The organism is Pseudomonas sp. D4-21 (assembly GCF_051132125.1).
GTDB lineage: Bacteria > Pseudomonadota > Gammaproteobacteria > Pseudomonadales > Pseudomonadaceae > Aquipseudomonas.
The window spans coordinates 5,296,581-5,311,366 of the sequence record NZ_CP071664.1 but is presented as its reverse complement, the minus strand read 5'-3'; the positions used below and the strand labels follow the sequence as shown (position 1 = coordinate 5,311,366).

Below are 14,786 nucleotides of genomic sequence, written 5' to 3'. Positions count from 1 at the left end.
CACTGATACCAAGTAACCCTGTGGCGAGGGAGCACTTGGCCCAAAAGGGTCAGACTGAAGCCCAAAAAAATGCCCCGCGCTTGGCGGGGCATTTTGTTCGAAGCTAGGACGCTTACAACCCGTCAAGCATCGCCTTGTTGCGCACCGCACCTTTGTCGGCGCTGGTGGCGAGGAGGGCGTAGGCCTTTAGGGCGGTGGTGACTTTGCGCGGACGCACTTCCACCGGCTTCCAGCCTTTCTTGTCCTGCTCGACGCGGCGTTCGGCCAATTCTTCGTCGCTGATCAGCAGGTTGATCGAGCGGTTGGGAATGTCGATCAATACCTTGTCGCCATCGCGCACCAGGCCAATGGCGCCGCCAGCCGCCGCTTCCGGCGAAGCGTGGCCAATGGACAGGCCAGAGGTGCCGCCAGAGAACCGCCCGTCCGTCAGCAGCGCGCAGGCTTTGCCCAGGCCTTTGGACTTCAAGTAGGACGTCGGGTAGAGCATTTCCTGCATGCCCGGGCCGCCTTTCGGGCCTTCGTAGCGAATGATCACGATATCGCCGGCCTTCACTTCATCGGCAAGGATGCCGCGCACGGCGCTGTCCTGGCTTTCGAAGATCTTGGCGTTGCCTTCGAATACATGGATCGACTCGTCGACGCCGGCGGTTTTTACCACACAGCCGTCCAGGGCAATGTTGCCGTACAACACAGCCAGGCCGCCTTCCTTGGAGTAGGCGTGCTCGACGCTGCGGATGCAGCCGTTTTCACGGTCGTCATCCAGGGTTTCCCAGCGAGTCGATTGGCTGAAGGCAGTTTGGGTCGGGATGCCCGCCGGACCGGCCTTGAAGAAGTGATGCACGGCTTCGTCGGTGGTCTGGGTGATGTCCCACTTGGCGATGGCCTCGGCCATGGTCTTGCTGTGTACCGTTGGCAGGTCGGTATGCAACAGACCGCCTCGGGCCAGGGAGCCGAGGATGCTGAAGATGCCGCCGGCGCGGTGCACGTCTTCCATATGGTACTTCTGGATGTTCGGCGCGACTTTGCACAGCTGCGGTACGTGACGGGACAGGCGGTCGATGTCGCGCAGATCGAAGTCGATCTCGGCTTCCTGAGCGGCAGCGAGCAAGTGCAGGATGGTGTTGGTGGAACCGCCCATGGCGATGTCCAGCGTCATGGCATTCTCGAACGCCTTGAAGTTGGCAATGTTGCGTGGCAGCACCGATTCATCGTTTTCGCCGTAGTAACGCTTGCACAGCTCGACGATGGTCCGGCCGGCCTGCAGGAACAGTTGCTCGCGGTCGCTGTGGGTGGCCAGGGTCGAACCGTTGCCTGGCAATGCCAGGCCCAGGGCTTCGGTCAGGCAGTTCATCGAGTTGGCGGTGAACATGCCGGAGCACGAACCGCAGGTCGGACAGGCGCTGCGCTCGTACTCGGCGACCTTCTCGTCAGAAGCGCTGGAGTCGGCGGCGATTACCATCGCGTCCACCAGGTCGAGGCCGTGGCTGGCGAGCTTGGTCTTGCCGGCTTCCATCGGGCCGCCGGAAACGAAGATTACCGGGATGTTCAGGCGCAGTGCGGCCATGAGCATGCCGGGGGTGATCTTGTCGCAGTTGGAGATACAGACGATGGCGTCGGCACAGTGGGCGTTGACCATGTACTCGACCGAGTCGGCGATGATCTCGCGACTGGGCAGCGAATAAAGCATGCCGTCGTGGCCCATCGCGATGCCGTCGTCCACGGCGATGGTGTTGAATTCCTTGGCAACACCGCCGGCACGTTCGATTTCACGGGCAACCAATTGGCCCAGGTCCTTGAGGTGGACGTGACCCGGTACGAACTGGGTGAAAGAGTTGGCAATGGCGATGATCGGCTTCTTGAAGTCGTCATCCTTCATCCCCGTGGCGCGCCACAATGCACGGGCGCCGGCCATGTTGCGGCCATGGGTGGATGTTTTCGAACGGTAATCAGGCATGGAGCACTCCGGGCGGCTAATCAGGTACTTATCAGGTATCAATGGGGAGTGAGCTTCTGTCGACGTCTGGAACACTCGGGATTGGCGGTGTGTCCGGAAGTGGCCGATGACTTTGCAGGATCGCTGCGTGCCTCAGCATGAGCTCATAAACCCGCCGGGGATGAATGGCGATGAATGCCCCGATTCTACACCGCTGGCGCCAGGATGAAATGACGCAAAGCGCCGATCTGTCGCCAATCTCACGCTCGGGATGACGACTGGCAGCGTTCAGCCGGGCAATAACCTTCGGTGACGAAGCCTGACCAGCGTGTTGAGCGTCATGCCAAGGAGGCTGAACGCGGTCAGGCATAGCGCAAGCGTGAAAGGCAAGGGTAAGGGAGAGAGGCTGATTCCGGCGCTGGCCAGGCCGCCCGTGATGAAGATCAGCACGCTGCCCGCCGATGCGGAGGTACCCGCTTGCTCCGCAAAGGTGTTCATCGCCCGGGTATGGGCGGCCGCGCGCGCAATCGTTGTGCCAGTGGTGCATACAACCATGGGCAGCAGAACGGTCGTGATGGACAGGCCAATGATGTAGAAAAGCACCAGCATCGATAGACCCGCCGTCAGGATCAGGCTCAGGCCGGTGATGATCTGGGTGTGCGAGTCGATTCGGTTGTCGAGTACGGTCGCGAATGCGCCGCCGCCGATATAGGCCAGCCCGTAGCCCAGGAGCATCACTGAGAAAGCCTGCTGCGAGAGCTGCAATTGGTCGATGAAGATCAATGGCGAAATGACAATGAATGAAAAATGACAGGAAAACGCAAGTGCCGAAATCAGCCAATAGGCCATGAAGCTGAAATGACCGCAGACTCTGCGATAAGACGCAAAGAAGTTCATCCGCCTGGATCGGCAGTTTTGGGCCGGGCCTTCAAGTAAAAGACAGGCGCCGGCAAATGCGCCGATTGCCAGTACGATGAACACCAGAAAACTGCCGCGCCACCCCATCCAACCTTGTAGGCCAGTGCCGGCCAGTGGCGAGATGGAAATAAAGACGCCGCCGCAGGTGACCAGAAAGATACGCAGCCGCTGCTGTTGCGTTCCGGTAAACAGGTCCTGGACCAGTGCCTGGGAGAGCACAAAGCAACCGCACCCCAACGCCTGGATGATTCGAAAAACCAGGAACAGCCGGAAGTCGTCAGTCAAGGTGCACCCCGCTGCGCCGACAACCGAGACGGCGATGCCGACCAACAACAGTGTCTTGCGGCCCATGGCATCGGAAAGCGGGCCAATCAATAGCTGTGAGAGCGCAATGCCTACGGCAAACAGGCTGACAGACAGGGCAATGTCTGAGGATGAGTTGCGAAAGTGCCCAGCCAGCGCCGGAAACGAAGGCAGTACAACATCGATCGGAAACACGCCAAGCAGCGTCAACATCGTCAAGAGCCCGACGATGGCTGGCTTGTCCACAGATGGACGACTGGATAGGTCAGCCATCAAGGAACCCCGCCTCGCAAAAGAGCGCTCGGTTGTGGTCATTGTCAAAAAAACCGGCTCGTTGCATGGCCGCGAATGTCGATACCGCACCTGAGCGAACCCGTGCGGCATGGGCGTGTGGCGGCACGATGTCGGCAACGATCTGGAGGGATGCCGTCTCGTCGAAGCCCACGCTGGCGAGGCTGCCCATCAACCAGGGGATATCCGGTTCGAAATAGAGCCCGATGATCTCCAACAGCAGCCTCGCCGCCCACTCGTGTTGTGTTGCGTCGAGAATCGGCCAGAGGTAGCCGAAGACCTCGCTGAAGTATCGGCTGTGGCGCGCTTCGTCCTGCAGATGAGTTTTGAGCATGCGGTAGACCGTACAGACCAAGGTTTTCCGGGTGAGGGTGAGCAGCTCCCGGGCAATGATCGTTTCGGAGACAAACCCCAACAGGAACCACGCGAGGGGGCGGTCCGGGGGTGGGCATTTTTGGATCACGCCCAACAGCCAACCGATTCGCCTGGCCGGAGGGCGATCCTGGATGCCGTACAAGGCAGCGATCTGTTCAGCCACCTCGTTGGAAAACAGTGCGTGGTAGCCCTCGTCCGTATACAGCTGCAGGGCCGCGGTTTTCATTTCGGTCGGAATCGGCACGGCCAGTTCGCCATGGACCAGTGCCTCCACGGAGCGGTTGACGATCCGGTGTTCCAGCATCGTCGTGTAATCGAGGAAGTACACCAGGTGATTGGCCGCCAGCCGTTGGGCAACGGATTGACCTGCGTGTATGACCAACGGGTGTTCGACATAGGGAATGAAGGCTGGTGGAAACCAGTGCCGGCTCGATAACTGCCGCTCCAGATCGTCAGGCAGGCGATAGTCGTCCTTACCTGCTCTTACGGCGGCTTTGCGATTCCAGTCGGCCAAGGAGTAAAGCGGTGGCTGGACAAAGGTCTGCTCGCTCATGGCGCAGCGTCCTGTTCGTCGAGCAACGATATCAACTCGCGGCAGTGGACCTGGCCGTCACCGTGGCCGCAGCCGACAAAGAACAACGGTTGTTCGGGGGTTCCCTCAAGGCCGAGCAAGTGCTCCACCTGGCAGTCGGCCAAGGCCCCTGTCAGCCATGTATCGAGGCCCATGGCAGTGGCTACCATCAGGAAGCTCTGGGAGACATGGCCGGTCTCGACAAAAGCCATCCGATAGGCGCGCGAATGTTCGTACTTCCACCAGAGCTTGTCGAAGCGCGAAGTAATGAACAGCCCGAACGGCAGGTTGTTGATGAAATGCTGGCCGCACAGCAGCTGGCCCAGGGATTCATCCGGCAGCGTCCGGATCAGGCTGACCGAATGTTCGTCCGGGTGATAGGCATAGAGGCCCGCATCAAGTCCCGTGACGTTACGCACGTACAAATAACCTTCGCAGGCATTAAGACCACCACCCGAGGGGCTGCTTCTTCGCGCGGCGAACCGTTCGAGAGGGCATGATCGTTCGTTCAGGTAACCCAAGGCCAGGTAAAGGAGAGTGCTGACCTGAGCAATGGAAATGGCGCGATTGTCGAATGAGCGGGAGGTGCTTCGGCTGACGAGCGTCCGTACCAGCGACACCTCTTTGAGTTCATCCCATGAAGGGCGCTCAAGGACGGTTCGCCCGACGGGACAGGGTGTTGTCCTGGCTGGGGGCGCGGGAGAGGAGAGGACTTCGGCGCAATGGTGCAGGTAAAGCGTCGCCCATTCGTCCACATCCTGGGGGACGCTCTCGCAGGGAATGTTTTTTGTTCCGATATGAAAGATCCTGGAGAGTTCGTCCCACTTCCAGTCAATATTCTTAGTCCGACCCTCGACCAATATATCGACTTTGGCAAATTCCCTGTCGATGGGGTTTGAACGATCGAATCGTGAAGGGTCGTTTATAAGTTGCGCCAGTCTGGTTGCGTAATAGATGTCCAGTTCGAACTGGGTGTGTTGTTCATAATTCCATACGACTTGATGGGGTGGGCGCGCCAATATGAACAGGCAAGGGTTTATTTGCATGGCATCGTTTCCGCTGTGGCGAAGAGAAAGAAGGGGGCGAGGCGCCGGCAACCGCGTCCCCGTCGTCTTGCTTAGCGGGCTTTAGGCGTCACCAAGCCTGCCAGGTTGGCGATTTTGCTGACTTCGAGGGTAATTGTTTTCATGACGAAACTCCTTGTTCGTTAAGTGTTGTTTTTTACTATGGGTTGTCACTTCCGGTGTGACAGCTCAATCATAGTTTCTAACGAATGCATGGCAAGCAAATATCAGGTAGGACGGCTCCAGTAATTGCGTGGGATAGTTCATACAAGATCTACTAATACAATTATTTGCTTCCTGATGCGGTAACTTTTCTTACGACCAAAAAAAACGCAGCCTGGGCTGCGTGGGGACGTTCTAATTGTTGCAGGCTGGGCGCAGCAGCGGCTACGCCCAACAAGGCCTTAGCTGTTGGGCAGCAGACGGCAAGTAATGCTCTTGATGTAGCGCGTTTCGGCGATTGCCGGATGCACCGGATGGTCTGGGCCTTGGCCGCCGCGTTCGAGCAATTGGATGTTGCGGTCCAGGTGACGGGCGCTGGTCAGCAGGATGTTTTGCAGGTCGTCCTCGGGCAAGTGCATCGAGCACGAAGCGCTGACCAGGATGCCGTCCTTGCTGAGCAGGCGCATGGCTTGCTCGTTGAGGCGTCGGTAGGCGCCTTCGCCGTTCTTCAGATCCTTCTTGCGCTTGATGAAGGCGGGCGGGTCGGCCACGATGACGTCGAAACGCTCCTCGCCGGCCTTGAGCTCCTTCAAGGCTTCGAATACATCGCCTTCGATGCAGGTCAGCCGTTCGGCGAAGCCGTTCAGGGCAGCGTTGCGCTCCACGCCGTCAAGGGCGAATGCCGATGCGTCGACGCAGAAGACTTCGCTGGCCCCGAACGCGGCGGCTTGCACGCCCCAGCCGCCAATATAGCTGAACAGGTCCAGCACGCGCTTGCCCTTGGCATACGGCGCCAGGCGCGCGCGGTTCATGCGATGGTCATAGAACCAGCCGGTCTTCTGGCCTTCCATCACCGGGGCTTCGAACTTCACGCCGTTCTCTTCCAGGGCGACCCATTCCGGTACCAGGCCGAACACAGTCTCGACGTAGCGTTCGAGGCCTTCGGCGTCACGGGCCGCGGAGTCGTTCTTGAACAGGATGCCGCTGGGCTTGAGGACCTGGGTCAGGGCGGCGATCACGTCGTCTTTATGGGCTTCCATGGTGGCGGAAGCGATCTGGACCACCAGGATGTCGCCGAAACGGTCGACCACCAGCCCCGGCAGCAAATCGGAATCACCATAGACCAAGCGATAGAACGGCTTGTCGAACAGGCGCTCGCGCAGGGACAACGCCACGTTGAGGCGATGCACCAGCAGGGATTTGTCCAGGGGCAGCTTCACGTCACGGGACAGCAATCGGGCGCAGATCAGGTTGTTGGGGCTCATCGCGACGATGCCCAGCGGCTTGCCGCCCGCAGCCTCCAGGATGGCCTGGTCGCCAGCCTTGAAACCGTGCAGCGGGGTGGCGGCTACGTCGATTTCGTTACTGTAGACCCACAAATGGCCGGCGCGCAGGCGACGGTCGGCGTTGGCTTTGAGGCGCAGGCTAGGCAGGGACATGACGTCGCTCCGGAAAAAAGAGCGGGAGTATACCGTGTTGCAACCGTTGCGGGGCTTGTGCTGGACATGCGGCGAAGGAGCGCGCTCGCCTCGCCGCAATGTAACGGCTTCAGGCGGACAGCGCGCTGATCAGCTCGCGGTTGAAAGCAGGAATGTCATCAGGCTGGCGGCTGCTGATCAGTTTGCCATCCTTGACCACTTCCTGATCGACCCAGTTCGCGCCGGCATTGGTCAAATCATCCTTGAGGGTCTTGTAGCTGGTCATTGTCTTGCCTTTGACCAGCCCGCTCGACACCAGCAACCAGCCGCCATGGCAAATCACTGCGATGGGTTTGCCGGCCGCCTCGAAGCCCTTGACCAGGTTCTGGGCGTCGGGGTCGATACGGATCGTGTCGGAGTTCTGTACCCCACCGGGCAGCACCACGGCATCGTATTGCTCGACATTGGCGGCCTTGAACGTCAGGTCGACCTGGAAATCGTCGGCCGGCTGGTCATGGTTCCACCCTTTGACCTGGCCTTCGCTGGCCGAAACGATTTCCACCTTGGCCCCGGCCTGCTCCAGCGCCTGCTTCGGACCGGTCAGTTCGGCCTGTTCAAAACCATTTGTCACCAGGATGGCCACGCGTTTGTCATTCAGGGAGCCGGGCATGAAAAATCTCCTCAAGCTGAGTGGGTGAGCTGCCGACCTAAGCCGGTATGCAGGCTTGGTTGTCGGTCCTACAAAATCCGAAGCCGAGGCTTGAATGAAAGTTCCGCCGGTCTACCCGGCGGTGTGCCGGATTTATCTTTAAGGGTTAGAATCCCCGCCTGGCCCAGAGTGCGTACCCATGTCCAAAGAGCTTTCCACCGAACAGATCCAACAGTCCCTGCAAGGGATCAGCGTCCCGCCGCAGCCGCAAATCATGGTGGATCTGCAGATGGAGCAGTACATGCCCGATCCGGACCTGGAGACCATCGCCAAGCTGATTTCCCAGGATCCGGGCCTCTCCGGGGCCTTGCTCAAGATCGTCAATTCGCCGTATTACGGCTTGAGCAACAAGATCACCTCGATCCAGCGCGCGGTGAACCTGCTGGGCAGCCGTTCGATCATTAACCTGATCAATGCCCAATCGATCAAGGGAGAGTTGCACGACGACACCATCGTGACCTTGAATCGTTTCTGGGACACCGCCCAGGACGTGGCGATGACCTGCCTGACCCTGGCCAAGCGCCTCGGTATGCAGAATGGTGACGAAGCCTACGCCCTCGGGCTGTTCCACGACTGTGGCGTGCCGCTGATGCTCAAGCAATTCCCAACCTACATGAGCGTGCTGGAGGAGGCCTACGCCAACGCCAGTGCCGAATGCCGGGTGGTGGACACCGAAAACCGTGTGTTCAATACCAACCATGCCGTGGTCGGTTACTACACGTCCAAGTCCTGGCGCCTGCCGGACCATGTCAGCCAGGCCATCGCCAATCACCACAACGCCCTGGCGATCTTCAGCGACGAAAATGCGCGCAATAACTGCCCGCTGAAAAACCTGCTGGCGATCCTGAAGATGTCGGAAAACATCTGCTCGTCCCACCGCGTGCTGGGTAACCAGGCCGACGATCACGAGTGGGAATGCGTCGGACCGCTGGTGCTCGACTATATCGGGTTGTCGGAATATGACTTCCAGACCCAGAAACAGGAAATACGCGACCTGGCCAGTCGTTGAATGCCAGTCTTCGCCTGATTCGAGAACCCCATGCCAGAACTGCCGGAAGTCGAAACCACTCGCCGCGGAATCGCGCCACATCTCGAGGGGCAGCGGGTCAGCCGCGTGGTGGTGCGCGATCACCGCTTGCGCTGGCCGATTCCTGAAGACCTCGATGTGCGCCTCTCGGGGCAGCGCATCGTTCAAGTGGAACGGCGGGCCAAGTATTTGCTGATCAACGCCGAAGTCGGCACGTTGATCAGTCATCTGGGCATGTCCGGCAATTTGCGGCTGGTTGAAACCGGCATGCCCGCCGCGAGGCATGAGCATGTCGATATCGAACTGGAGTCGGGCCTGGCTCTGCGCTACACCGACCCTCGTCGCTTCGGCGCGATGCTCTGGAGTCTTGATCCGCTCAACCACGAACTCCTGATCCGCCTTGGGCCTGAGCCGCTGACCGATCTGTTCGACGGCGAACGGCTTTTCCAGCTTTCCCGCGGCCGCTCGATGGCGGTCAAGCCGTTCATCATGGATAACGCGATCGTCGTGGGCGTGGGCAATATTTATGCGACGGAAGCGCTGTTCGCCGCCGGAATCGACCCGCGCCGCGAAGCGGGGGGCATTTCCCGGGCGCGCTATTTGAAACTGGCGATCGAGATCAAGCGCATCCTCGCCCATGCCATCGAGCGCGGCGGGACCACGCTGCGGGATTTCATTGGCGGCGACGGCCAGCCTGGGTATTTCCAGCAGGAACTGTTTGTGTACGGACGAGGCGGGCAGACGTGCAAGATGTGCGGCACGGGGCTGCGGGAGATCCGCCTGGGGCAGCGAGCGAGTGTCTGGTGTCCACGCTGCCAGAGTTGATTCGTCCTACGGTCTATAGTCAGTAGTCATATTGATTTAGCCGAAGGATCGCACCCATGAGTCTGATTCGACCTGTCGTTCTGGCGCTCTCGCTGAGTGTGGGTTTGCCTGTATTCGCAAACACCGAAAGCGGTGATCCGCGCTACACCATCCAGAACCCACCGGCCTACGCCATGATCGGCGACTTGCTGATCGCGCGACCGCTGCTGCTCGCTGCCACTGTGATCGGCGCCGGCGCGTTTGTCGTTTCGTTACCCTTTACCGCGCTGGGCGGCGGCGTGGGCGATGCGGGCAAGGCGTTGGTGGTGGACCCGGCGAAGGCCACATTCGTGCGATGCCTGGGGTGTATCGGTGAGGGGTTCGAGCGGCAGGAGTGAATCGTCACTTGTGTGCATTGGTGGTGTGGCTGATGGCCCTGTCGCGAGCAGGTTCGCTTCCACAGGGATCTGCTGTGTGGCAGAAATAAATCACTTGCTCGCGATAGGGCCGGCAAGGCCGTCCAGAAGCTCAAGCCTTGCCAGTAATCCTGCGATATTTCGCCATCAGCTGTTCTTCCGTCTCCGGATGAGCCTCGTCCAGCGGGATGCAATCCACCGGGCAGACTTGCTGGCACTGGGGTTCGTCGTAATGGCCGACGCACTGGGTGCACAGGTTCGGGTCGATGACGTAGATTTCTTCGCCTTGGGAAATGGCCTCGTTCGGGCACTCGGGTTCGCAGACGTCGCAGTTGATGCAGTCGTCGGTGATGATAAGGGACATGCAGACTCCGGCCGGGGCGTAGGGCCCGGGCAGTTGAAAACGAATAGACGCAATTGTGCCGCAATCACGCGCGCAGTGCACGCGGGCGCGATGGACTGCGCACGCATGACTGTCGAGCCGCGTTAGGGATCGTCGCCCGTAGGGGTTATTTCTTGAAGCGCAGGGTCAGCGCGTCGGCCACCGCCGGGTGGACGAACTTGGTGATATCGCCGCCCAGGGCCGCGATTTCTCGCACCAGCGTCGAAGAAATGAAGGAATAGCGTTCCGACGGCGTCAGGAAAAGACTCTCGACGTCCGGCGCCAGCTGGCGATTCATGTTCGCCAACTGGAACTCGTACTCGAAATCCGAGACCGCTCGCAGGCCACGAAGGAACACGTTGGCGTTCTTTTCCTTGGCAAAATGCGCGAGCAGGGTCGAGAAACCGACCACTTCCACGTTGGGCAGGTGCTTGGTGACCTCGCGGGCCAGCTCCACTCGTTGTTCCAGCGGGAACAGCGGGTTTTTCTTCGGGCTGGCGGCGACGGCGATGATCACATGGTCGAACAGGCGCGAGGCGCGTTCGACCAGATCGCCATGGCCCTTGGTAATAGGGTCGAAGGTACCTGGGTACAACACTCGGTTCATCGCGTCGTCCTGGCGGGAGTCCGTTGGGGAGTCGGATGGTATCGCAGCCATCTCGGCCGGCCAAGTCGGCTGTTGGCGAAGAAAGCACTATAGACGCTGCGAACAATCCATGTTTTCAAGGTTTTTCCAGACGTTCGGCCAGGGATGTCGCCAGTTGTGCCGTCAATCCATACACCGACAATTGCGGGTTGGCGCCGATGCTGGTGGGGAACAGCGAGCCGTCGTGAATGGAGAGATTGCCCAATTGATGATGTCGGCCGAGGCTGTCTGTCACGGCAGCCTTCGGATCTTCTCCCATGGCGCAGCCGCCCATAACATGGGCACTGCCCAGGCGCGTGCCGTACAGGACCATATCAAGCCCGTCGATCATTTCGCGGGCCTGCGCCAGGGTTTTCACATAATTGGCATCGCTGTGCAGGGGCATCACGGCCCGGGCGCCTCCGGCGAACTGGATTTCGGCCATGCTGTGAAATGCCCGGCGCAGGCCATCCCAGGCGTAGGGCGACAGCTGATAGTCGAGCACTGGCGTGCCGTCGCTGCGCAATTCGACGCTGCCGCCGGGGCTATCCGGATGGAAGCCGTCACGCAGCAACGCCAGCATTGCATGGGTATGGGGCAGGTGAGCCATGTGCGCCGCATTTTCGCCGCCGAAGCCACCCAGCAGCGTGGCGGCAAGGGCGGGATGTAATGGCGGCACTTCCAGCTTGTACGACATCCTGCCGCTGACGCCGTCCTGCCATTGGAAATGATCCGAATAAATCGACTGCGGAGCGCCGTAGAACGGGTTGATCACTTCATCGAACTGGCCGGCCGACATGTTCACGAGGTGCAGGAACGTGCGCTGGCCCAGCCGTCCGTGCGGGTCCGGTGCCTCGGAGCGCAACAGCAGGGCAGGGCTGTTGATACCGCCGCCGGCCAATACATAATGCCGCGCCTTGATCGTGATGCGCCGCCCGGTCGGTGCCACGCAATGCTCGTCCATGGCCAGGCAATCCAAGCCGACGACCGCATCGTTTTTGATGACCAGACGCTCAGCCCTCGCGAGGTAAAGCAGCGCGCCGCCCTTGTCCAGCGTGGCGGGTATGGTGGTGACGAGCATCGATTGCTTGGCGTTGGTCGGGCAGCCCATGCCGCAGTATCCCAGGTTCCAGCAACCTCGCACGTTGCGTGGGATGACATGCCAGGCGTAGCCCAATTGTTCACAGCCCTTGCGGATCACGTCGTTGTTGGCGTTGGGTGGAATCATCCAGGGTGCCACGCCGAGGCGTTGTTCCATCCGTTCAAACCAAGGGGCCATGTCGGCGGGGCCGTGGCCTTTGACGTTGTGTTCGGCCGCCCAGTGCTCAAGGGTTTGCGTTGGGGTGCGCAAGCTTGAAGTCCAATTGATCAACGTCGTGCCGCCCACCGCACGTCCCTGGAGGATGGTGATGGCGCCGTCCTTGCTCATGCGTCCGAGGCCTTCCTGGTACAGGCTGGTATAGGCCTGGTCCTCCCGCAGCGTGAAGTCGTGGCTGGTCTTCAGCGGACCTTCTTCGATGAGCAATACCTTGTAACCGGCGGCGCTGAGGATTTCCGCCGTGGTGCCACCGCCGGCGCCGCTGCCGATGATCGCCACGTCCGCTTCCAGCGTGAGGTCCTGGCTCAGTTGCGCGCCGTTGTAGGTGGTCCAGCCACGGGCGAGGCCTTCACGGAACGGGTCGGGTACGGGCATGCTAGGGGTCCCTTGTTGTTATGGACGGCGCTGGAGTCCACTGTGGCTTTCAAACCATCGGTGGTCCCGGGTACCCGCAATGGGCCCAGGACTCGGGCCGGCTGTACCACGCCATCATCACCATTTGCAGCAACGAGCCGTGGCCTTGGCGCAACAAGCTCAGCGAGCTGTTTTCCCACCGCGTCAGAAACTGTCGAATGTCATCGGCGCTGGCGTTTTCCCACGCGCCCCAGATCCCGGTCAGCGGCCCGCGGGTAATCCCCAGCGTCAGCACGTCGAATAGCTGGTGCGTTAGCTTGAGCATGGCGGGCGACAGGTGCGCCAGCCCTCGATCCAGGCTTTGCAGCGTGGCATCGGTGGCGGCGGGGAGCGTTCCAGCTGTTGTGGCCCCGTCGAGCATGACGGCTATCACGGCACGCAAGAACGGCAAGTCGCTGTCGCGCAATGCCGCCAGCCCGAGGGCCGGTTGGCTGGAGGAGCAGCCGCTCAGGCTGGCGCCCAATCCCACCGTGGCCAGGAAGACGCTGGCGCCGAAGCTCAGTTGCAGTAAACCGCGTCGTGACAGGACGGGCTTATCGGTCAGGCTTGGGTTCATTATTGTTATTACCCGGGAAGACACTGGTTAGCGGATAAACAGCTTCTGGATCAGTTTCTGCAACGGCTTTCCATAGGGCGGGTAGATCAGTTTCGCCGCGTTGAACCGCTGCTTGACCAGCACGCCCTTGGCCTTGCTGAAGGTCAGGAACCCCTCATGTCCGTGGTAGTGCCCCATCCCCGAGGCGCCAATACCGCCAAACGGCATATCGTCCTGGGCCACGTGCAACAGCGTGTCGTTGAGGCAGACGCCGCCGGAATGGGTTTCGTCGAGTACGCGATTCTGTTCGGTCTTGTTGTAGCCGAAATAGTAGAGCGCCAAGGGGCGAGGTCGCTGATTGATGTAGGCAAATGCCTGGTCGAGGTTCTCATAAGGGACGATGGGGAGCAGCGGCCCGAAAATCTCGTCCTGCATGACCGTCATGTCGTCCGTGACATTGAGCAAAAGGCTGTGGGCCATGCGTTGTCCCTGGCTTTGCTCGAACAGCTCGATCAGCAACGCCCCTTTGCTTGTTGCATCGCCGATGTAGCCGTTAAGCCGTGCCAGTTGTCGTTCGTTAATTACGGCGGTGTAGTCCGGGTTGTCAATCAACGTCGGATAGAACCCGCGTACGGCCTCGCGATACGCCTCGACGAACGCCCCGACACGATTTTGCGGCACCAGCACGTAATCCGGTGCGACACAGGTTTGCCCGGCGTTGAGGGTCTTGCCGAAGGCGATGCGCTCGGCAGCGTGTTCAAGCGGGACGTCATCGGAAACGATGGCCGGAGATTTTCCGCCCAGTTCCAGGGTGATGGGCGTCAGGTTTTCCGCGGCCGCACGCATGACGTGCTTGCCGATGCTGGTGGCGCCGGTAAACAGCAGGTGATCGAACGGCAGCCTGGAGAACGCGATGCCTACGTCTGCTTCGCCAAGCACGACGGACACCAGGTCCTGGGGAAATATCCGGGCCAGCAGTTGCTTGAGCAACAAGCCGGTGGCAGGGGTCGATTCGCTGAGTTTTAGCATCACCCGGTTGCCCGCCGACAAGGCTCCGACCAAAGGCCCTATGGCCAGGAAGAGCGGATAGTTCCAGGGCACGATGACCCCGACCACCCCCAGCGGCTGATAGACCACTTTGGCCGATGCCGGCTGGAAGGCCAGGCCAACCTTGCGTCGAGAGGGCTTCATCCAGCCTTTGAGGTGTCGCCTGGCGTAATGGATACCGTGCAGGCTCGGCATCAGCTCGGCCAACAATGTTTCGTCCGCGCTGCGGTGGCTGAAATCCTCGCTGATGGCGTCGATCAAGGCCTGCCGTTCATTGCTCAACAGTTCGCCCAATGCCTTGAGCCATTGCAGTCGCTGCGCCGCCGGTGGCATCGGGTGAGCCGCGTAGGCTTGGCGCTGGGCGATGAAGAGCGCTTGGAGCTCGTCCAGCTGCTGTTGAGACTCGTGCAGGTAAGCGACATCAGCAGGCATGGCGGGCACCGGATTATTATTGGCATCGGTGTTTTCTAGAGC

14 protein-coding genes are annotated in these 14,786 nt (G+C 60.4%); 3 read left to right on the top strand and 11 right to left on the bottom strand.

What is annotated here, in order from left to right:
• Window positions 1-112 precede the first annotated feature (112 nt).
• From ilvD to J3Q04_RS24000, 6 genes are all read right to left on the bottom strand, one after another.
• Complete coding sequence (gene ilvD, locus J3Q04_RS24025; RefSeq protein ID WP_420765062.1) at window positions 113-1,954, bottom strand: dihydroxy-acid dehydratase; 1,842 nt, start codon at window positions 1,952-1,954, stop codon at window positions 113-115.
• Between the two features lie 267 nt (window positions 1,955-2,221).
• Entirely contained in the window at window positions 2,222-3,427 is a 1,206-nt protein-coding gene (locus tag J3Q04_RS24020) for an MFS transporter (RefSeq protein WP_434609005.1), read from the bottom strand.
• Window positions 3,420-4,373: a diiron oxygenase gene (locus J3Q04_RS24015; protein WP_434609007.1), complete on the bottom strand. Its 954-nt coding sequence runs from the start codon at window positions 4,371-4,373 to the stop codon at window positions 3,420-3,422. Before J3Q04_RS24015 ends, J3Q04_RS24020 begins: the two co-directional genes overlap by 8 nt.
• Window positions 4,370-5,437: a SagB family peptide dehydrogenase gene (locus J3Q04_RS24010; RefSeq protein WP_434609009.1), complete on the bottom strand. Its 1,068-nt coding sequence runs from the start codon at window positions 5,435-5,437 to the stop codon at window positions 4,370-4,372. Before J3Q04_RS24010 ends, J3Q04_RS24015 begins: the two co-directional genes overlap by 4 nt.
• A gap of 422 nt (window positions 5,438-5,859) precedes the next feature.
• Window positions 5,860-7,056, bottom strand: coding sequence for a class I SAM-dependent rRNA methyltransferase (locus J3Q04_RS24005; protein ID WP_434609011.1), 1,197 nt, complete (start codon window positions 7,054-7,056; stop codon window positions 5,860-5,862).
• Between the two features lie 109 nt (window positions 7,057-7,165).
• Window positions 7,166-7,705 (bottom strand): type 1 glutamine amidotransferase domain-containing protein, encoded by a 540-nt coding sequence (locus tag J3Q04_RS24000; RefSeq protein WP_434561773.1) that lies wholly within the window; start codon window positions 7,703-7,705, stop codon window positions 7,166-7,168.
• A gap of 178 nt (window positions 7,706-7,883) precedes the next feature.
• Between J3Q04_RS24000 and J3Q04_RS23995 the strand changes: the two genes are divergently transcribed.
• The 3 genes from J3Q04_RS23995 to J3Q04_RS23985 are packed head-to-tail and all read left to right on the top strand — an operon-like array spanning window position 7,884 to window position 9,973.
• Window positions 7,884-8,753, top strand: a complete 870-nt coding sequence (locus J3Q04_RS23995) for an HDOD domain-containing protein (RefSeq protein ID WP_434609013.1) — start codon at window positions 7,884-7,886, stop codon at window positions 8,751-8,753.
• A gap of 30 nt (window positions 8,754-8,783) precedes the next feature.
• On the top strand, window positions 8,784-9,596 hold the full coding sequence (gene mutM, locus J3Q04_RS23990) for a bifunctional DNA-formamidopyrimidine glycosylase/DNA-(apurinic or apyrimidinic site) lyase (protein WP_420765055.1): 813 nt from the start codon (window positions 8,784-8,786) through the stop codon (window positions 9,594-9,596).
• A gap of 56 nt (window positions 9,597-9,652) precedes the next feature.
• On the top strand, window positions 9,653-9,973 hold the full coding sequence (locus J3Q04_RS23985; RefSeq protein WP_420765054.1) for a multidrug transporter: 321 nt from the start codon (window positions 9,653-9,655) through the stop codon (window positions 9,971-9,973).
• Between the two features lie 130 nt (window positions 9,974-10,103).
• On the opposite strand, the gene J3Q04_RS23980 is transcribed toward J3Q04_RS23985, so the two are convergent.
• From J3Q04_RS23980 to J3Q04_RS23960, 5 genes are all read right to left on the bottom strand, one after another.
• Window positions 10,104-10,355 (bottom strand): YfhL family 4Fe-4S dicluster ferredoxin, encoded by a 252-nt coding sequence (locus J3Q04_RS23980; RefSeq protein WP_009683359.1) that lies wholly within the window; start codon window positions 10,353-10,355, stop codon window positions 10,104-10,106.
• Window positions 10,356-10,500: 145 nt separating this feature from the next.
• Window positions 10,501-10,980 (bottom strand): pantetheine-phosphate adenylyltransferase, encoded by a 480-nt coding sequence (coaD, locus tag J3Q04_RS23975; protein WP_007897855.1) that lies wholly within the window; start codon window positions 10,978-10,980, stop codon window positions 10,501-10,503.
• Between the two features lie 115 nt (window positions 10,981-11,095).
• Complete coding sequence (locus tag J3Q04_RS23970; RefSeq protein ID WP_434609016.1) at window positions 11,096-12,691, bottom strand: GMC family oxidoreductase N-terminal domain-containing protein; 1,596 nt, start codon at window positions 12,689-12,691, stop codon at window positions 11,096-11,098.
• Window positions 12,692-12,740: 49 nt separating this feature from the next.
• Window positions 12,741-13,286 carry a twin-arginine translocation pathway signal protein gene (locus tag J3Q04_RS23965; RefSeq protein WP_434609018.1) on the bottom strand — a complete coding sequence of 182 codons (546 nt, stop codon included), beginning with the start codon at window positions 13,284-13,286 and terminating at the stop codon, window positions 12,741-12,743.
• Between the two features lie 27 nt (window positions 13,287-13,313).
• On the bottom strand, window positions 13,314-14,744 hold the full coding sequence (locus J3Q04_RS23960) for a coniferyl aldehyde dehydrogenase (protein WP_434609020.1): 1,431 nt from the start codon (window positions 14,742-14,744) through the stop codon (window positions 13,314-13,316).
• Window positions 14,745-14,786: the final 42 nt, after the last annotated feature.

What these genes read in the sequence shown, in the direction of transcription:
- ilvD (WP_420765062.1), bottom strand. Translation starts at nt 1,954, where the DNA reads ATGCCTGATTACCGTTCGAAAACATCCACCCATGGCCGCAACATGGCC.
- J3Q04_RS24020 (WP_434609005.1), bottom strand. Translation starts at nt 3,427, where the DNA reads ATGGCTGACCTATCCAGTCGTCCATCTGTGGACAAGCCAGCCATCGTC.
- J3Q04_RS24015 (WP_434609007.1), bottom strand. Translation starts at nt 4,373, where the DNA reads ATGAGCGAGCAGACCTTTGTCCAGCCACCGCTTTACTCCTTGGCCGAC.
- J3Q04_RS24010 (WP_434609009.1), bottom strand. Translation starts at nt 5,437, where the DNA reads ATGCAAATAAACCCTTGCCTGTTCATATTGGCGCGCCCACCCCATCAA.
- J3Q04_RS24005 (WP_434609011.1), bottom strand. Translation starts at nt 7,056, where the DNA reads ATGTCCCTGCCTAGCCTGCGCCTCAAAGCCAACGCCGACCGTCGCCTG.
- J3Q04_RS24000 (WP_434561773.1), bottom strand. Translation starts at nt 7,705, where the DNA reads ATGCCCGGCTCCCTGAATGACAAACGCGTGGCCATCCTGGTGACAAAT.
- J3Q04_RS23995 (WP_434609013.1), top strand. Translation starts at nt 7,884, where the DNA reads ATGTCCAAAGAGCTTTCCACCGAACAGATCCAACAGTCCCTGCAAGGG.
- mutM (WP_420765055.1), top strand. Translation starts at nt 8,784, where the DNA reads ATGCCAGAACTGCCGGAAGTCGAAACCACTCGCCGCGGAATCGCGCCA.
- J3Q04_RS23985 (WP_420765054.1), top strand. Translation starts at nt 9,653, where the DNA reads ATGAGTCTGATTCGACCTGTCGTTCTGGCGCTCTCGCTGAGTGTGGGT.
- J3Q04_RS23980 (WP_009683359.1), bottom strand. Translation starts at nt 10,355, where the DNA reads ATGTCCCTTATCATCACCGACGACTGCATCAACTGCGACGTCTGCGAA.
- coaD (WP_007897855.1), bottom strand. Translation starts at nt 10,980, where the DNA reads ATGAACCGAGTGTTGTACCCAGGTACCTTCGACCCTATTACCAAGGGC.
- J3Q04_RS23970 (WP_434609016.1), bottom strand. Translation starts at nt 12,691, where the DNA reads ATGCCCGTACCCGACCCGTTCCGTGAAGGCCTCGCCCGTGGCTGGACC.
- J3Q04_RS23965 (WP_434609018.1), bottom strand. Translation starts at nt 13,286, where the DNA reads ATGAACCCAAGCCTGACCGATAAGCCCGTCCTGTCACGACGCGGTTTA.
- J3Q04_RS23960 (WP_434609020.1), bottom strand. Translation starts at nt 14,744, where the DNA reads ATGCCTGCTGATGTCGCTTACCTGCACGAGTCTCAACAGCAGCTGGAC.